The organism is Sphingomonas sp. Tas61C01 (assembly GCF_052567495.1).
The window spans coordinates 319,198-335,638 of record NZ_CP199583.1 but is presented as its reverse complement, the minus strand read 5'-3'; the positions used below and the strand labels follow the sequence as shown (position 1 = coordinate 335,638).

General features: G+C 68.2%; 17 protein-coding genes and 1 tRNA gene. 16 read left to right on the top strand and 2 right to left on the bottom strand.

Features of this window, described 5'->3' with window-relative positions; translation table 11 throughout:
* Positions 1-53: 53 nt before the first annotated feature.
* Entirely contained in the window at positions 54-770 is a 717-nt protein-coding gene (locus tag ACT009_RS01510; protein WP_445192642.1) for a pirin family protein, read from the bottom strand.
* Between the two features lie 118 nt (positions 771-888).
* On the opposite strand from ACT009_RS01510, the gene ACT009_RS01505 reads away from it, so the two are divergent.
* On the top strand, positions 889-1,803 hold the full coding sequence (locus ACT009_RS01505; RefSeq protein WP_445192641.1) for a LysR family transcriptional regulator: 915 nt from the start codon (positions 889-891) through the stop codon (positions 1,801-1,803).
* A 3-nt stretch (positions 1,804-1,806) separates the two neighbouring features.
* Here ACT009_RS01505 and ACT009_RS01500 read toward each other — a convergent pair whose 3' ends face one another.
* Positions 1,807-2,397 carry a S24 family peptidase gene (locus ACT009_RS01500; RefSeq protein WP_445192640.1) on the bottom strand — a complete coding sequence of 197 codons (591 nt, stop codon included), beginning with the start codon at positions 2,395-2,397 and terminating at the stop codon, positions 1,807-1,809.
* A 115-nt stretch (positions 2,398-2,512) separates the two neighbouring features.
* Here ACT009_RS01500 and ACT009_RS01495 point away from each other — a divergent pair, with 115 nt between their 5' ends.
* The 15 genes from ACT009_RS01495 to ACT009_RS01425 all read left to right on the top strand — a co-directional run bounded on the left by ACT009_RS01495 (position 2,513) and on the right by ACT009_RS01425 (position 16,385).
* Positions 2,513-2,689, top strand: coding sequence for a hypothetical protein (locus ACT009_RS01495; protein WP_445192639.1), 177 nt, complete (start codon positions 2,513-2,515; stop codon positions 2,687-2,689).
* A complete protein-coding gene (locus ACT009_RS01490; RefSeq protein WP_445192638.1) occupies positions 2,686-2,997 on the top strand; it encodes a hypothetical protein in 312 nt (103 codons plus the stop codon). The genes ACT009_RS01495 and ACT009_RS01490 overlap by 4 nt, the downstream gene beginning before the upstream one ends.
* A gap of 51 nt (positions 2,998-3,048) precedes the next feature.
* A complete protein-coding gene (locus ACT009_RS01485; RefSeq protein WP_445192637.1) occupies positions 3,049-3,834 on the top strand; it encodes a tryptophan 2,3-dioxygenase in 786 nt (261 codons plus the stop codon).
* A 102-nt stretch (positions 3,835-3,936) separates the two neighbouring features.
* Entirely contained in the window at positions 3,937-4,161 is a 225-nt protein-coding gene (locus ACT009_RS01480; RefSeq protein WP_445192636.1) for a DUF2188 domain-containing protein, read from the top strand.
* On the top strand, positions 4,158-4,790 hold the full coding sequence (locus tag ACT009_RS01475; RefSeq protein WP_445192635.1) for a hypothetical protein: 633 nt from the start codon (positions 4,158-4,160) through the stop codon (positions 4,788-4,790). Before ACT009_RS01480 ends, ACT009_RS01475 begins: the two co-directional genes overlap by 4 nt.
* A 94-nt stretch (positions 4,791-4,884) precedes the next feature.
* Positions 4,885-7,017 carry a TonB-dependent receptor gene (locus ACT009_RS01470; protein ID WP_445192634.1) on the top strand — a complete coding sequence of 711 codons (2,133 nt, stop codon included), beginning with the start codon at positions 4,885-4,887 and terminating at the stop codon, positions 7,015-7,017.
* A 100-nt stretch (positions 7,018-7,117) separates the two neighbouring features.
* Positions 7,118-8,302 carry an acyl-CoA dehydrogenase gene (locus tag ACT009_RS01465; RefSeq protein ID WP_445192633.1) on the top strand — a complete coding sequence of 395 codons (1,185 nt, stop codon included), beginning with the start codon at positions 7,118-7,120 and terminating at the stop codon, positions 8,300-8,302.
* A 157-nt stretch (positions 8,303-8,459) separates the two neighbouring features.
* A complete protein-coding gene (locus ACT009_RS01460) occupies positions 8,460-9,581 on the top strand; it encodes a CaiB/BaiF CoA transferase family protein (RefSeq protein ID WP_445192632.1) in 1,122 nt (373 codons plus the stop codon).
* A gap of 214 nt (positions 9,582-9,795) precedes the next feature.
* Entirely contained in the window at positions 9,796-10,914 is a 1,119-nt protein-coding gene (locus tag ACT009_RS01455; RefSeq protein ID WP_445192631.1) for a CaiB/BaiF CoA transferase family protein, read from the top strand.
* A gap of 40 nt (positions 10,915-10,954) precedes the next feature.
* Positions 10,955-11,494, top strand: coding sequence for a (2Fe-2S)-binding protein (locus tag ACT009_RS01450; protein ID WP_445192630.1), 540 nt, complete (start codon positions 10,955-10,957; stop codon positions 11,492-11,494).
* 202 nt (positions 11,495-11,696) lie between these two features.
* The gene (locus ACT009_RS01445; protein ID WP_445192629.1) at positions 11,697-12,311 is read left to right on the top strand and encodes a hypothetical protein; all 615 of its coding nucleotides are present in this window, start codon (positions 11,697-11,699) and stop codon (positions 12,309-12,311) included.
* 112 nt (positions 12,312-12,423) lie between these two features.
* Entirely contained in the window at positions 12,424-13,326 is a 903-nt protein-coding gene (locus tag ACT009_RS01440) for an RcnB family protein (protein ID WP_445192628.1), read from the top strand.
* A gap of 74 nt (positions 13,327-13,400) precedes the next feature.
* The gene (locus tag ACT009_RS01435; protein WP_445192627.1) at positions 13,401-14,084 is read left to right on the top strand and encodes a prolyl hydroxylase family protein; all 684 of its coding nucleotides are present in this window, start codon (positions 13,401-13,403) and stop codon (positions 14,082-14,084) included.
* A gap of 422 nt (positions 14,085-14,506) precedes the next feature.
* A complete protein-coding gene (gene recJ, locus ACT009_RS01430; protein WP_445192626.1) occupies positions 14,507-16,261 on the top strand; it encodes a single-stranded-DNA-specific exonuclease RecJ in 1,755 nt (584 codons plus the stop codon).
* Positions 16,262-16,310: 49 nt separating this feature from the next.
* Positions 16,311-16,385 (top strand) — tRNA-Glu (locus ACT009_RS01425).
* Positions 16,386-16,441: the final 56 nt, after the last annotated feature.

Genomic DNA, 16,441 nt, shown 5'->3' with positions numbered 1-16,441 from the left:
ATGCTTGTAGCCCTGGGCTCCTGCGTTCGCAGGAGCACGGTGGCGCGCCAGCATTAGAGCGAATCCACGAGCACGATCTCGGCATCCTCGATCGCGGTGATCGTCACGATCTGCGGGCCCAACAGCGCGACGCCGTCGCGGGTGTCGATGCGCTCGCCGTCGATCTCGATCCGGCCGGTCGCGGGCACCAGATAGACGTGGCGACCGTCGCCGATCTCGTGCGTCGCGGTATCGCCCGCCGACACCGTCGCCGCCATCACCCGCGCTTCGGCCCGGATCGGCAACGCATCGCCGTCGTCGGCGAAGCCGCTCGCCAGCGTCAGGAACTTGCCGGTGCGGTCGTTCGTCGGGAACGGCTTGGCGCCCCAGCTCGGGCTGCCACCGGTGCGGGTCGGCTCGATCCAGATCTGGAACAGCGTCGTGGTCTCGTTCTCGAGATTATACTCCGCATGGCGGACACCTGACCCGGCGCTCATCACCTGTACGTCACCCGCCTCGGTGCGCCCGGTGTTGCCGAGCGAGTCCTGGTGGGTGATCGCGCCGCTGCGGACATAGGTAATGATCTCCATGTCCTTATGCGGGTGCGGCGGGAAGCCCGAGTTCGCGGCGATCGCGTCGTCGTTCCAAACACGGATCGCGCCCCAGCCCATCCGGCTCGGCTCATAATAGTTGGCGAACGAGAAATGATGCCGCGCGTCGAGCCAGCCATGATTGGCATGGCCCAAAGTCGAAAAGGGCCGGCGGTCGATCTTGGTGTCGGTGTCGATCATGGACTGTCTCCAAGTTGTTGACGCCAAGATAGTCGTTCGGATCACGACTTAAATGGAAACGGTAGAAACCTATCGTTTCAAGTGATAGCTTCCACACGGACCGGAAGGAGGACCACCGATGCGCTTACCCGATCTCGAAGCCTGGGCGATCTTCGCGGCGATCGTCGAGCACCGCTCGTTCAGCGGCGCCGCCGACGCGATCGGGCTCAGCAAGGCGACGGTCTCCAAGGCGATCACCCGACTGGAGGCGCATCTCGGCCAGTCGCTGTTCCACCGCACCTCGCGGCGCCTCGCGCTCACCGAAGCCGGCAAGCCGCTCGCCGAACACGCCGCAAGAATCCTCGCCGAGGCGCTGGCCGCCGAGGAAGCTGCGCGCGACGGCGCGTCGGGGCATAGCGGTCGCATCCGCCTCGCCGCACCGATGAGCTTTGGGATCACCAACGTCGCGCAACTCGTCGCCGACTTCCTCGTCGCACATCCGGGGATCGAGATCGACCTTCACTGCTCCGATGCCCGGGTCGACATCGTCGCAGAGGGCTTCGACATCGCGCTGCGGATCGCCGACCTGCCCGACAGTTCGCTCCGCGCGCGGCGGCTGTGCGGCATCTCCACTCATCTGGTCGCCTCGCCCGCCTATCTCACCGCGCACGGCACCCCGACCCACGCTGCGCAACTCGGCGAGCACCGGCTGCTCGGCTATGCCAACGTCACCGGCCCGTGGCGCTTCCGCGGTCCGGGTGGCGCGGAGGTCGCGGTTCGCGCCGAAGGGCCGCTGGTCGCGAACAGCGGCGAGGCGCTGATCCCCGCGATCGTCGCCGGCCTTGGCATCGCGCGCTTGCCCGGTTTCATCATCGGCCCCAACATCGCCGACGGCAGCGTCGTCGAGATCCTCACCGATTGGGCGCCGGGCCCGATCGGCCTGCATTTGCTGACCCCGCCGAGCCCCCTGCGCCCCGCGCGGGTCGAGGCATTGATCGCCTTCCTCGCCGCCAACCTCCGCGATCCCTGCGCGGCAGTGACGAAGGCTGCCTGACGCTCACCGCGGCGCGCGCATCAGCCAGACCACGCGGCCGATCACCTCGACTGGCGCGTCCGGCAGCGGCGGCGCATCGGCGTTGTCGCTCGTCGCCACAGGCCCCGTCGGTCCCCGCGCGACCCGTTTGACCATCGTCGTCCCGTCGATCCGCACCACGAACACCTCGCCCCGCACCCCAGGCAGCCGGCGCGACAGATCGACCACGATCAGGTCGCCGTCCAGCAGCCCCGGCTCCATCGACGACCCGCGCACCCGGATGATTCCCGCCTGCCCCTCGCTCAGCCCCAGCCTCGCCGCGAGCGCCGGATCGATCGCATCCGCTCCGACCACGATCTCGCCATCGACGAACGCCCCCGCGCCCGCCGATGCCGCCACATCGAGCCGCGGCACCATGAATCCGCGACGCACCGGCGCGCCACCCAGTACCGTCTCGTCCACCCCGAAGAAGTCCGCCAGCCGCCGCCGGTCCTCACGGTCCAGCGTACGCGGCGATCCCCGGGTCACGAACTGCTGCAGATACGCTGCATTGCGCCCGAGCATCGCCGACAGCGCGGCAAGGCTCGTCCCGCGCGTCGCTGCCAGCGTCCTCAATGACGTCCTCGGATCCTCGGCATCCACGGGCGAATACCTAGCGTAGGAAATTTTCCTAGACAAGTTGGATAATGGAACAGAACTAGAACATCGTCCGAGACTCGGGAGATAGACGATGACGCCCTTGGTCAAGATCGACCGCTACCTACGCCGTACCAAGATGCCGCCGACCAAATTCGGGCGGCTCGCCGTCAACGACCCGCGGCTCGTCGGCGATCTCAAGCGTGGCCGCAACCCTGGGCCCAAGATGATGGCGCGGATCGATGCCTTCATCGGGGCCGACGGCGCATGACGGCCGCGCCCGTCACCGATGCCGCGGTGCTGCTGCTCCGCGCGCTGCGCATCGCCGCGCGCGCCGCGGGTGCCACCGTCACGATCCGCGCGACCGCCGAGCGCTGCTGGGCGAGCGCCACCTTCGCCGGCATCCGCCACCGCATCGACCTCGCGATCGAACCCGACAACGCGACCCTCGATTGGCTTGCGGGTCTGGCCGAGGCCGAGCTGCCGATGCGCGGCCACCTGGTCGCGGACTTGGTCGTCGCGCGCGACGGCGACCAGGCCAGGATCGAGGCCCTGACGATCGAACATGACGCCGGCTGACGATACGCGCCCCGCTTTGTAAACCGCGGCGCCCGGCGCTACGCCGCGGGCATGACCGACGTCACCTATCGCAGCTATCTCCGCCTTCCCGAACTCCTCGCGGTGCAATCGCCACGCAGCGGGGTCCATGACGAGCTGTTGTTCGTCACGATCCATCAGGCCTCCGAACTGTGGATGAAGCTGTGCCTCCACGAACTCGACGAGGCACGGCGCCGGATCGCGGCGGATGATCTCCAGCCCGCGCTGAAGATGATGGCACGGGTCAGCCGCATCCAGGCGCAGCTGATCCAGTCATGGGAGGTCCTCGCGACCATGACCCCGGCCGACTATGCGACGATGCGCGGCTCGCTCGGCGGCAGCTCGGGCTTCCAGTCCGACCAGTACCGCCAGCTCGAATTCGTGATGGGCAACCGCAACGCCGCCATGGTCGCGATCTTCGACGAACTGGACGTGCGCGAACGCCTCCAGGACGAACTCCGCCGCCCCAGCCTCTATGACGAGGCGCTCCGCCTCCTCGCCCGCCGCGGCCTCCCCGTCCCCGCCGACCGCCTCGACCGCGACGTCGCGATCAGCGCCGTCTCGTCGCCCGCGGTCGAGGCATGCTGGGCCACCGTCTACCGCGAGCCCGACCGTTATTGGGACCTGTACGAGCTCGCCGAAAAGCTCGTCGACCTCGAATATCACCTGCAACTATGGCGCTTCAGCCATTTGAAGACGGTGGAACGCGTGATCGGCTTCAAGACCGGCACCGGCGGCACCCCCGGCGTCCCCTACCTCGCCAAGGTCGTCGAACAACGCTTCTTCCCCGAACTCCTCGATGTACGAACGCGGATGTAGGCTGCTTACGGCAAGCGCGGCGACGCTGCGCATGCCTAGCACCGAACGGGCTGTTCAAAGCGCCGCCAGGTGCCTATCTTGAGATTGGATTAGGGATCGTCGATGTCGAAGAAGGGCCAACACGTCGTACCATCCACAGCCGGATGGCGCGTCAGAAAAGCGGGCGCTGCCAGGGCATCGAGTACGCATGCCACCCAGCAGGAAGCCATTCGGGCTGCAACCACGATCGCGCGCAATCAGCGTACCGAACTCTACATTCATGGTCGCGACGGACGCATCCGCGAGCGCATCTCATATGGCACTGACCCTTTGCCGCCCAGGGGATGATCGAAGCGCCTCCTTTCGAGCGGTCGGTTTTCGTCAATTGCCCGTTCGATCCCGCCTTCGCGCCACTTCTTCAGGCTATCGCCTTCTGCATCACCGATCTGGATTTCTTCCCACGGATCGCGCCGGAAAATGCCGATAACGCTAAAAGCCGGCTCGATCGGATCGTCGAACAGATCCGCGGATCAAAGTACGGAATCCATGATCTTAGTCGGTGCAAATCGACTGCTCCGGATGAGTATGCTCGTTTGAATATGCCATTTGAGCTTGGCCTCGACCATGCTTGTGCTCGCTTCGGGGGCGGAGACATGGCGGAGAAGTCGATCCTCATCCTGGAGGAGACCCGCTACGACTATCAGAAGGGGCTGTCAGATATCTCCGGCTGGGACATCCACGCCCATGATGGTGAATACATCAAGATCGTGCGCATCGTTCGCGATTGGCTTGTGCGACAGGCCGGCGCCGAGCCGCTTGGTGCTACCAAGATCCAAGACGACTATGCGACGTTCCAGGAATGGTATTGGGAGCGAGAGACTGCACGGGGCGCGGGCGACGACGACATCAGAGCCTATCCTACGGTGCAAGTAGTGACGGCGATGCGTGAATGGGTCGACGCCGGCAAACCCGATTGAGCCGAACTGAGCATCCGCAGCAAAATACGCTTTGATATGTTGTAACATGGCCGTTAGGGAGCCGCGGTACAGTTCGCCTACCCCGGAGTCTCCCATGATCAAGCTCGTCCTGGCCAGCGGTGCCGCCCTGCTCGCAGTGCCCGCCTTCGCGCAATCGGCCGCACCCGCCGCCGCGGCCGACCCCGACGCCAGGCGCGACATCATCGTCACCGGCATCGTCGAGACCAGCGAGCGCGACGTGCTGCAGGGGACGTCGGTCATCTCGGGCGAGGAGCTCACCCGCAACCTGCGTCCGACGATCGGCGAGACGCTCGCCCGCCAGCCCGGCGTGTCTGCTACCTCGTTCGGCCCCAGCGCGTCCCGACCGATCCTCCGCGGTTTCCAGGGCGAGCGGATCCGCGTGCTGACCGACGGCATCGGCTCGATCGATGTGTCGAACACCTCGGTCGATCATGCGGTGATCATCGATCCGCTGCTCGCCGAGCGGGTCGAGGTGCTGCGCGGTCCCTCGGCGCTGCTGTTCGGTTCGTCCGCGGTCGGCGGCGTGGTCAACGTCATCGATACCCGCATTCCGCGCACCGTGCCCGCCGACGGCTTCCGCCTCAACGCGATCGCCAATTACGGGTCCGCTGCCAACGAGCGTTCCGGGGGGGCGGCGGGCGACGTCGCGGTCGGCGAGCATCTCGTGCTCCACGCCGACGGCTCCTATCTGAAGAGCGACGACCTGCGCACCGGCAAGGGCTACCTCCTCTCGCGCGCCGCGCGCAGCGCCGCGCTCAGCCAGGTCGGCCTGCCGCAGCCCGGCACCGATGAACCGATCGACTTCGCCGCCTCCGCCGCACTCCGCGATCGCCTGCCCAATTCCGCAGCCGAGACTTGGACCGCGGGCGCGGGCGCGTCGATTATCACCGACACCGGCAATCTCGGCGTCTCGTACAGCCATTACGACAGCCTCTACGGCGTCCCGATCCGCTTCGCGACCGCGGTCGGCCAGGGGCAGGAAGCGCCGCGTCTGTCGGTGGTCCAGAACCGCTTCGATCTGCGCGGCGAGGTGAAGACCGGCGGCGGCTTCATCGATCGCATCCGCATCCGCGCCGGTCAGGCGAGCTATCGCCATTTCGAGCTGGAGGAGGATGGCAGCGTTGGCACCGCCTTCTACAACAAGGGGCTGGAGGGCCGGCTCGAGATCGTCCAGGCGAACCGCGGCGGTTGGCAGGGCGCGTCGGGGGTGCAATTCTTCAACCGCTTGTTCAACGTCGTTGGCGACGAGGCCTTCCTGCCGAAGAACGAGACCAACCAGACCGGCTTCTTCACGCTGCAACAATATAGCAGCGGCAGGTTCCGTGCGGAGGGCGGGCTGCGTTACGAGAACACCGATCTCGCCGCCCGCACCGTGCCCGACGACCCCCGCTTCTTCCGCGGCAGCCGCCAATTCGACGCGGTCTCGGGCTCGCTCGGCGCGAGCTACGGCGTCACCGACGCGGTCCGCTTCGGCATCAACCTGTCGCATACCGAGCGCGCGCCTTCAGGCGAGGAGCTGTTCGCCAATGGCGGCCATGCCGGAACCCAGGCCTATGAGCTTGGGAATCCCGACTTCGAGCTGGAGAAGAGCTGGGGCGCCGAGGCGACCGCGCACGTCCATGGCGACGGCTTCAGCATCGACGCGTCGGCCTATTACAACCGCTTCAGCAACTACATATCGGAGAACCAGGTCGGTCCGGCGATCTGCCAGGCCGCCGCGGCACCGTCGGGGCGCGATGTCGACCTACCCTGCTTCCAGTACCAGCAGTCGGACGCGACCTATTACGGGTTCGAGGCGGATGCGTCCGCCCGCGTCGCGCGGATCGGCGGCTACACGATCAACGCCGACCTGCTCGGCGACTATGTTCGCGCGACGATCGTCGACGAGAGTCCGATCCCGCGCATCCCTCCCGCGCGTGTCCTCGGCGGCGTCGAGGCGCAGGGCGACCTGGCGAACGCCCGCGTCGAGGTCGAGCACGTCTTCCCGCAGAACCGCATCGCCCCGTTCGAGACGCGCACCGACGACTATACGATGGTCAACGCCTCGGTCGGCCTGTCGCCGTTCGGCAAGGACAGCAAGACCAGCCTGCTGCTATCCGCCAACAACATCTTCGACGTCGTCGCGCGGAGGCACGCCAGCTTTCTGAAAGACTTCGCGCCACTCGCCGGCCGCGACATCCGCCTTACGCTGAAGTTCGGCCTATAACTCCTCCCCGGACGAAACTCCTCCCCCGCCAGGGGGAGGAATAGTAGCCGCTTGCCCCGCCCCCCGTCCCGCCGTACCGCCATCTCAAAAGGAGATCACCATGGCCGGTATGGGCGCATTCGACTGGGCGGACCCGTTCCTGCTCGACGATCAGCTGAGCGAAGACGAGCGCATGATCCGCGATTCCGCGCGCGCTTACGCGGACGACAAGCTCGCGCCGCGGATCGTCGATGCGTTCCAGCACGAACATACCGACCCCGAGATCTTCCGCGAGATGGGCCAGTTCGGCCTGCTCGGGCCGACCATCCCCGAGGAATATGGCGGCGTCGGCGCCTCCTATGTCAGCTATGGGCTGGTCGCGCGCGAGGTCGAGCGGATCGACAGTGGCTACCGGTCGATGATGAGCGTGCAGTCCAGCCTCGTCATGTACCCGATCAACGCGTTCGGCTCCGAAGAGCAGAAGCGCAAATATCTGCCCAAGCTCGCGAGCGGCGAATGGATCGGCTGTTTCGGCCTGACCGAGCCCGATGCGGGCTCCGATCCCGGCGGTATGAAGACCCGCGCGATCAAGACCGACAACGGCTATCTGTTGTCGGGGTCCAAGACCTGGATCTCGAATTCACCTATCGCCGACGTGTTCGTGGTCTGGGCGAAGTCCGACGCGCATGGCGGCGGCATCCGCGGCTTCATCCTCGAAAAGGGCATGAAGGGCCTCACCGCCCCCAAGATCGAGGGCAAGCTCAGCCTGCGCGCCTCGATCACCGGCATGATCATGATGGACGAGATCGAGCTCGGCGAGGATGCGCTGCTGCCCGACGTGCAGGGCCTGAAGGGCCCCTTCTCCTGCCTCAATCGCGCCCGCTACGGGATCAGCTGGGGCGCGCTCGGCGCTGCCGAATTCTGCTTCCATGCCGCGCGGCAATACGGCCTCGACCGCCAGCAGTTCGGCACGCCGCTCGCGGGGCGCCAGCTGTTCCAGAAGAAGCTCGCCGACATGGAGACCGAGATCGCGCTCGGGCTGCAGGCGTCGCTGCGCGTCGGCCGGCTGATGGACGAGGGCCGCTTCGCCCCGGAGATGGTCTCGATCGTCAAGCGCAACAATGTCGGCAAGGCGCTCGACATCGCCCGGATGGCCCGCGACATGCACGGCGGCAACGGCATTTCGGGCGAATATCACGTGATGCGCCACCTGATGAACCTGGAGACCGTCAATACCTATGAAGGCGCGCACGACGTCCATGCGCTGATCCTCGGCCGCGCGATCACCGGGCTGGCGGCGTTCTGATGAACCTCGGGCGCCTTCCCTTCTACCACCCCGGCGCAGGCCGGGGCCCAGTAGCGGAGGTGGACGTAACGACGCGCAGCATCGGCCAAAGGGCGTCGCCGGACCGGGCCCCGGCCTCCGCCGGGGTAGTAACAAGGGCTGAAACAGGGGCGGCAGGGTGACCAAGCCCGCCCCCCTCGCCGGCCTGAAGGTGCTCGAACTCGCGCGCATTCTCGCCGGGCCGTGGGCGGGGCAGGTGCTCGCGGATCTCGGCGCCACCGTCATCAAGGTGGAATCGCCCGCCGGGGACGACACCCGCAGCTGGGGTCCGCCCTTCGTCGACAACCCGGACGGCACGCGCGACGCCGCCTATTTCCACGCCTGCAACCGCGGCAAGACCTCGCTGGTGATCGACTTCACCACGACGGAAGGCCAGCAGCGGGTCCGCGATCTCGCCGCCGACGCCGACGTGCTGATCGAGAACTTCAAGGTCGGCGGCCTCGCCAAATACGGGCTCGATTACGCCGCGCTCTCCGCGCTCAACCCGCGGCTGGTCTATTGCTCGATCACCGGCTTCGGGCAGGACGGCCCCTACGCCCCGCGCGCCGGCTACGACTTCATCGTCCAGGGCATGAGCGGGATCATGGACCTGACCGGCGAGCCCGACGGTGCGCCGCAGAAGATCGGCGTGGCGATGGCGGACATCGGCACCGGGCTCTACGCGGTGATCGCGATCCAGGCCGCGCTGGCGATGCGCGAGCGCACCGGGCGCGGGCAGCAGATCGACATGGCGCTGCTCGACACCATGACCGGCATGCTCGCCAACCAGGCCGCCAATTATTTCGCGAGCGGCGTCACGCCGCCGCGGGTCGGCAATGCGCATCTGAACGTCTCGCCCTATGCGGTGTTCGAGACCGCGGACGGCTGGTTCATCCTCGCGGTCGGCAATGACGGGCAGTTCCGCCGCTTCTGCGCGGTAGCCGGGTTGGAAGCCGAAGCCGCCGACCCGCGCTTCGCGACCAACGCCGGCCGGCTCGACCACCGCGAGCCGTTGTTCGCCGCGATCACCGCCGCGACCAAGCGGTTCGCGCGCGACGACCTGCTCGCCCGGCTGGAGGCGGCGGGGGTGCCGGCTGGCCCGATCAACACCGTCGCCCAGGCGCTCGAAGACCCGCAGGTCCGTGCCCGCGGCATGGTCGTGCCCGGCGATGCGATCGCCGGCCTGCGCACACCGATCCGCTTCTCCGACGCCGATCTGGCCACGGGAAGGCCGGCGCCGCGGCTGGGGTCGGGCGAGTGAAAGAGCCAGCTTCTACTTGATCCTACCACCCCGGCGGAGGCCGGGGCCCAGTAGCGGAGGTGGAGACAAGGACGAGCAGCATCAGCCAAATGGCGGCGCCCGACTGCGCCCCGGCCTCCGCCGGGCCGGACTACCTATCGCCCTCCATCCAACATAACATTTGTTGTGGCCCCTGCCCCACTTGCCTACCCTCTCCCCATAAGGAGAGCCCCGCATGACCACGCCGCCGCTTCACGGCATCCGCATCGTCGAGCTCGCCGGCATCGGCCCCGGCCCATTCTGCGGCATGATGCTCGCGGATCACGGTGCCGAGGTCATCCGCATCGATCGCCCCGGCACCAGCGGCATCGCCGCTGCCGCGCTAGACCCGCTGCTCCGCTCGCGGCGATCGATCGCCTTGGACCTCAAGCGCCCCGAAGCGATCGCCGCGGTCCGCCGCCTCGCCGCCGGCGCCGACGGCCTGATCGAGGGCTTCCGCCCCGGCGTGATGGAACGGCTCGGGCTCGGCCCCGACATCCTCCACGCCGACAATCCACGGCTCGTCTATGGCCGCATGACTGGCTGGGGACAGACCGGCCCGATGGCCGACCAGCCCGGCCACGACATCAACTATCTCGCCATCTCAGGGGCGCTCGACGCCTTCGGCCGCGCGGGCGAGAAGCCGACCCCGCCGATCAACATGGTCGCCGATTTCGGCGGCGGCGGGATGATGCTCGCCTTCGGCATGCTCGCCGCGCTGCTCCACGCGCAGCGTACCGGCGAGGGCCAGGTCGTCGACGCGGCGATGACCGACGGCGCCGCGTTGCTGATGAGCATGATCTGGGGCTTCCGCGCCGCCGGTGTTTGGCGCGGCCCGCGCGGCACCAACCTGCTCGATACCGGCGCGCACTTCTACGACACCTACGAGACCGCGGACGGTCGCTACGTCGCGATCGGCGCGATCGAGCCGCAATTCTACACCGCGCTCCGCCGCGTCATGGCGCTCGACGACGATCGCTGGTCCGCACAAATGAACCCCGCCGCCTGGCCCGCGCTGAAGGACGATCTGACCGCGATCTTCAAGACCCGCAGCCGCGCCGAATGGGTTGCGGCGTTCGCGGGCCACGAGGTCTGCTTCGCCCCGGTGCTCGACTTCGACGAGGCCGCCGCCGACCCACACAACCGAACGCGCGGCACGCTGGTGGAGTGCGGCGGCGTCGTCCAGCCCGCCCCCGCCCCGCGCTATTCGGCCAGCACGACCGTCGCGCCCGTTATGCCCGGCGAGCGCGAAGACGCCACGGTGCTCCGCGATCTCGGCTTCGATCCCGCCGAGATTGCCGCGCTCGGCCATTGACGCCTGTTCCATTGCCCGGCGCCTCGGCTAGAAGGCCGCGATGACGCGCTTCACGGTCAACAACCAGCCGGTCGAATACCGGCTCGACCCTGCGACCCCGCTGCTCTGGGCGCTGCGCGACGCGTCCAACCTGACCGGTAGCAAATATGGCTGCGGCACCGGCCATTGCGGCGCCTGCACGGTCGATGTCGACGGCGCTGCGGTCCGATCCTGCCGCGTCGCGATCGGCAGCATCGAAGGCAGCTTCGTCACCACCATCGAGGGGCTGTCGCGCGAGCGTAATCACCCTGTGCAACTCGCCTTCATCGCCAACAACGTCTCGCAATGCGGCTTCTGCATTCCCGGCTTCATCATGGCCGCGGCCGCGCTGATCAAGAAGACGCCAGATCCGAGCGAGGAGGCGATCCGCCGGACGCTGACCAACATCTGCCGCTGCGGCATCTACCCCCGCGTCGTCGAAGCGGTCCAGCTCGCCGCCCGCGCCACCCGCGGCGAGGAGATCATCGCCGCCGGCGCCCGGCCCGACATCGACCCCGCCGACGCCGCCCGCGCCGTGCCCGCGCTGGTCCCGGTAAAGTAGCTCCGCGTGATCCTCCCCTGCAAGGGGAGGTAGCGGGGCGCAGCCCTGACGGAGGGGTGACACCTCATCCGGATAGCGTGTCATCCCTCCGCCTGACTGACGCCAGCCACCTCCCCTTGCAGGGGAGGATGCAAAGAAAGCGCATCCACACGCCGCCCCGCCGCGTAGCTTCACGAACCGGAACTACTGGCGGAACAACGACTTGCTACCTGAGGCGCAGACACGACCGGCCACCCGCTTCGACAGCGACCCCGCCTATGACGAGATGGCGAGCATCTTCGCGCCGAGCGCAGACCGCACCCCGACCCATGTCCGCCACCTCGCCTCTGCTCCACCGCCCGACCGCGCATCGCGCGGCGCCGTCTTCATCGTCTTTGCGCTCGTCGCGATGCTAGCTGGCCTCGCCGGACTGGCCGCCTCGCGCCATCTGGCCACGCCCTTGGCCACACCGATGCGCATGCCCACGCCGATCCCGTCGCCGGCGCCCAGCCGGACGCCGCTCCTCGCCGCCGTCCCCAAACCCGCGCCGGCACCCGCGATCGAGCCAGTTCCTCCATTCGTCCCCGTGCAACTCGCGCTCTCGCGTCCACCGAGCCTGCCGCCGATCGCCGCGCGCAAGCCACTGGCAGCGGCTCCCGAACCCGCACCCCAGCCCTACGCCACCCCCTCCAGATGGCAGAAGACGCCGCATCTCACCGGCGCGGCGTTGCAGCGGGCCTTGGCACAGGACGTGATCGACACCCGCAAGCTCAACATCAATGTCCTGGGCGCCCCCGCCCCTTCTTCGACCGCCTCGCCCCTGCCCCGCCCACGCTGATCCGCCAGCTTTCGCAATGCTGACGATCGGGTTCAGACATGCGACACCGGCTCCGGCGCACAAGGATGCATCATCGGGGCCGGCTCGTGCGCCGGCGGGAGTGAGAACGACCATGAAGACCTTGATCAAGGCATTGCTCGCGGCATCGATGTTGATGCCGGTCGCGGCGCAGGCACAGGATGACCGTCCCGAACGCCGCATGGAATCGCGCGGTGAGCGCGGCGATCGGGGCGACCGGTTCCAGCCTCGCGTTCCGTCCGAAGCACAGGCGCAGGTCCAGCAACCCGCTCAATCCCGCCCGGCGCCGCAGTTTCGTAGCGATCGCGGCGGCAACCCCGGCGTGCAGGCACAGGCCGGCGGTCAGTGGCAACAGCGCCAGCGCGACCCGGGCACCGACATGCGCGAACAGCGCCGCTCCGCGATCCGGCAGAATCTGGGCCAGCAATTCGGCAACGACGATCGTCGCAACGATTGGCGCAGCGGCCGCCCGGACGCCGGCGCCGGCTTCCAGGGTCGTCCGGACCGCCGCGACGACGTCCGCCGTGATGGCCAGCGCGACTATCGCAACGACCGGCGCGACGATCGACAGGACGTCGCGCGCGATCGCCAGCGCCAGCAATGGGATCGCGATCGCGCCTATGGAGGCCGCAACGGCAACAGCTTTGGCGGCGGCAGCTACGGCCGCAGCTACGACCAGCGCCAGGGCTGGAACCGTGGCTGGCGCAATGACGATCGCTACGACTGGAACCGCTATCGCAGCGGCAATTCGAGCCTCTACCGCCTGCCGCGCTATTACGCGCCGAACGGCTGGGGCAATGGGTATCGCCGCTTCTCGGTAGGGATCACGCTGTCGTCGGTGCTGTGGGATCAGGATTACTGGATCGACGATCCATGGTCCTATCGCCTGCCCGAGGCGTACGGCCCCTACCGCTGGGTCCGCTACTATGACGACGCACTGCTCGTCGACATCCGTAGCGGCCAGGTGGTCGATAGCGTCTACGGCATCTTCTACTGATCGGTGAGACTGCTGGGCCCGGCGACCACGCCGGGCCCTTGCCTTTGCGCCGCCAGCTTGCCACCTCCCGCCGCATGTTCGCCCGCAGAGCCCCCGCCGCCAATGCGCCCGACAAGCGCCGCGCCAGCATCGGCGCCGACGTCGCCCGGTTGCTGGAGGCCGATCCGCGCATCCGGCGCTCCGATACCGACGCCGCGCAGGTCTACCTTGCGGACAACTTCCTCGATGCCGCGCAATGCGATCGCCTCATCGCGCTGATCGACGCGGGCCGCCGCCCCTCCACCCTGCTTTCGGATCGCGCCGGCACCGGCTTTCGCACCAGCGAGAGCTGCGACCTAGACCGCTGGTCGCCCGAGGTCCGCCCAATCGACGAATCGATCGCGTCGCTGCTCGGCATCGATCCCGATCACGGCGAGACGATCCAGGGCCAACGCTACGCCCCCGGTCAGCAGTTCCGCACCCATCACGATTATTTCCACGAAGGCGAGAGCTACTGGCAGACGATGAAGAAGTCCGGTGGTCAGCGCACCTGGACTGCGATGATCTACCTCAACGACGTCGAGGAAGGCGGCGCGACGTGGTTTCCCCAAGCCGGCGTCCGGATCGCCCCGACGCGCGGCCTCCTCCTCGCCTGGAACAACATGAAACCCGACGGCAGCCCCAACGAACGCACCATCCACGAAGGCACCGCCGTCGTCGCGGGCGTGAAGTATATCGTGACCAAGTGGTTCCGCGAGGAGTCGTGGATCAGACGGTAGCGGTTGGGACCTCTAATGTTCGTTACCCCGGACTTGATCCGGGGTGGCGCTACCGCGCTAGCTGAAGCCGTGAGATTCGGGTCAAGCGGGATCCCGGATCGAGCCCGGGGTGACGAACGGATTTGGCGAATTCGGCGACTCTTGCAGAGGTCTCGCGTAGCGGGAGTGCAGGTGCGATTGCCCCCGGGCAATCCAAGATCGTGCCCGGGACACGATCGACGCTGTGCTGGGGACCGCTCTCGAAGCTAGTAGTCAATAGGGCCCTCTCCACCAGACGACCGGCCAAAGCAAATCACCAGCCTGTCCTACGCCTCTACACCCTGCCATAGACCCGCGATGCCCACCTGCTCCCGCACCCCACCCTCCCGCGCCGGCGCGTGTAGGTGCGACTCTTGTGACTTTTGCCATCTGACAAGCTCCCGATGAGCCCCGTCCTCGGCGTCACCCGCTCGATCCTCGGCCAGCCATGGCGCTGGCGCGCACTCGCCGCGGACGCGCGTGACGGCTTCGGCGGCGACGACCTCGTCACCCAGTTGCTGTTGTCGCGCGGCGCGCTGCGCGAGACGCTCGACCAGCACCGCGCGCCCTCGATCCGGGGCTTCATGCCCGATCCGTCGATCTTCCGTGACATGGATCGCGCCGCCGATCGCCTCGCCGATGCGGTGCAGGCGGGCGAAAGCGTCGCGGTCTTCGGCGATTACGATGTCGACGGCGCCACCTCCGCCGCGCTGATGATCCTCGTGCTCCGCGATCTCGGCATCGAGGCACGCCCCTACATCCCCGACCGCTTGCTCGAAGGCTACGGCCCGTCCGGTGAGGCGCTGGTCCGCCTCGCGGCCGAAGGTGCGTCGCTGATCGTCACCGTCGATTGCGGCGCCCAGGCGTTCGAGGCGCTGGCGATGGCGCATGCCGCGCCGGTCGACGTAATCGTCGTCGATCACCACAAATGCGCCGCCTCGCTCCCCGTCGCCCATGCGCTCGTCAACCCCAATCGCCTCGACGAGACCGATGGCGCCGCCCACGGCCACCTCGCCGCGGTCGGCGTCTGCTTCCTCCTCGCCGCCGCGCTGGTCCGTACCCTGCGCGCCCGCGGCTACTTCGCCGCTCGCACCGAACCGCGCCTGATCGACCTGCTCGACATCGTCGCGCTCGGCACCGTCGCCGACGTGGCCCAGCTTCGCGGCCTCAACCGCGCCTTCGTGTCGCAGGGGCTGAAGGTGATGGCGCAGCGCCGCAACATCGGCCTTGCCGCGCTGATCGAGGCGTCGCGTCTCACCCGCGCGCCCACCGCCACAGATCTAGGCTTTGCGCTAGGGCCTCGGATCAACGCCGGCGGACGCGTCGGCCGCGCCGATCTCGGCGTCCGCCTGCTCACCACCCGCGATCCCGTCGAGGCCGGCGTCATCGCCGCCGAGCTCGACCGGCTCAACGACGAACGACGCCAGATCGAGGGCGACGTCCAGCAGCAGGCCGAAGCGATGGCCGCGGGAGACCGCCGCATCGCGGTCGTCGCCGGCCGCGGCTGGCACCCCGGCGTGATCGGCATCGTCGCCGGCCGGCTGAAGGAGAAGTCCGGCCGCCCGGCGATCGTCATCGCGGTCGACGAACACGGCGTCGGCAAGGGATCGGGCCGATCGATCCCCGGCATCGATCTCGGCGGTGCGGTGCTCGCCGCCAAGGACCACGGGCTCCTCGTCGCCGGCGGCGGCCACGCCATGGCCGCCGGCCTCACCATCGCCGCCGACGACATCCCCGCCTTCGCCGACTTCCTCGAATGCCGCCTCGCCGAGGCGGTCGACGTCGCCCGCGGCGATCGGGCGTTGCTGCTGGACGCGGTGCTCGCGCCCGGCGGGGTCAACCCCGCGCTCGTCGAATCGCTCGAGGTCGGCGGCCCCTACGGCATGGGCTGGCCCTCCCCGCGCATCGCCGCCGGCCCGGTCCGCGTCGTGAAGGCGGATATCGTCGGCAACGGCCATGTCCGCGCGGTGGTGGCGGGCGACGACGGCCGCAGCCTGAAGGCGATGGCGTTCCGCTCGGCCGAGACCCCGCTCGGCCAGGCGCTGCTCGGCGCCGCGCCGCACCGCAAGCTGTGGCTCGCCGGCCGCGCCAAGATCGACGATTGGTCCAGCCGCCCCGCCGCCGAACTCCACCTCGACGACGCCGCCTGGGCGGAATGATCGACTTGACCCCCCGCCCGACCTCGCCTAACCGGCATTCACCGGCGCAGGCCCCTTCGTCTAGCGGTTAGGACGCGGCCCTTTCACGGCTGAAGCACGGGTTCGATTCCCGTAGGGGTCACCATCGTCGGAAATCGCCCTGGTCATCCGATCGCCAGAAACTCGCCGTCCTTCAGGCCT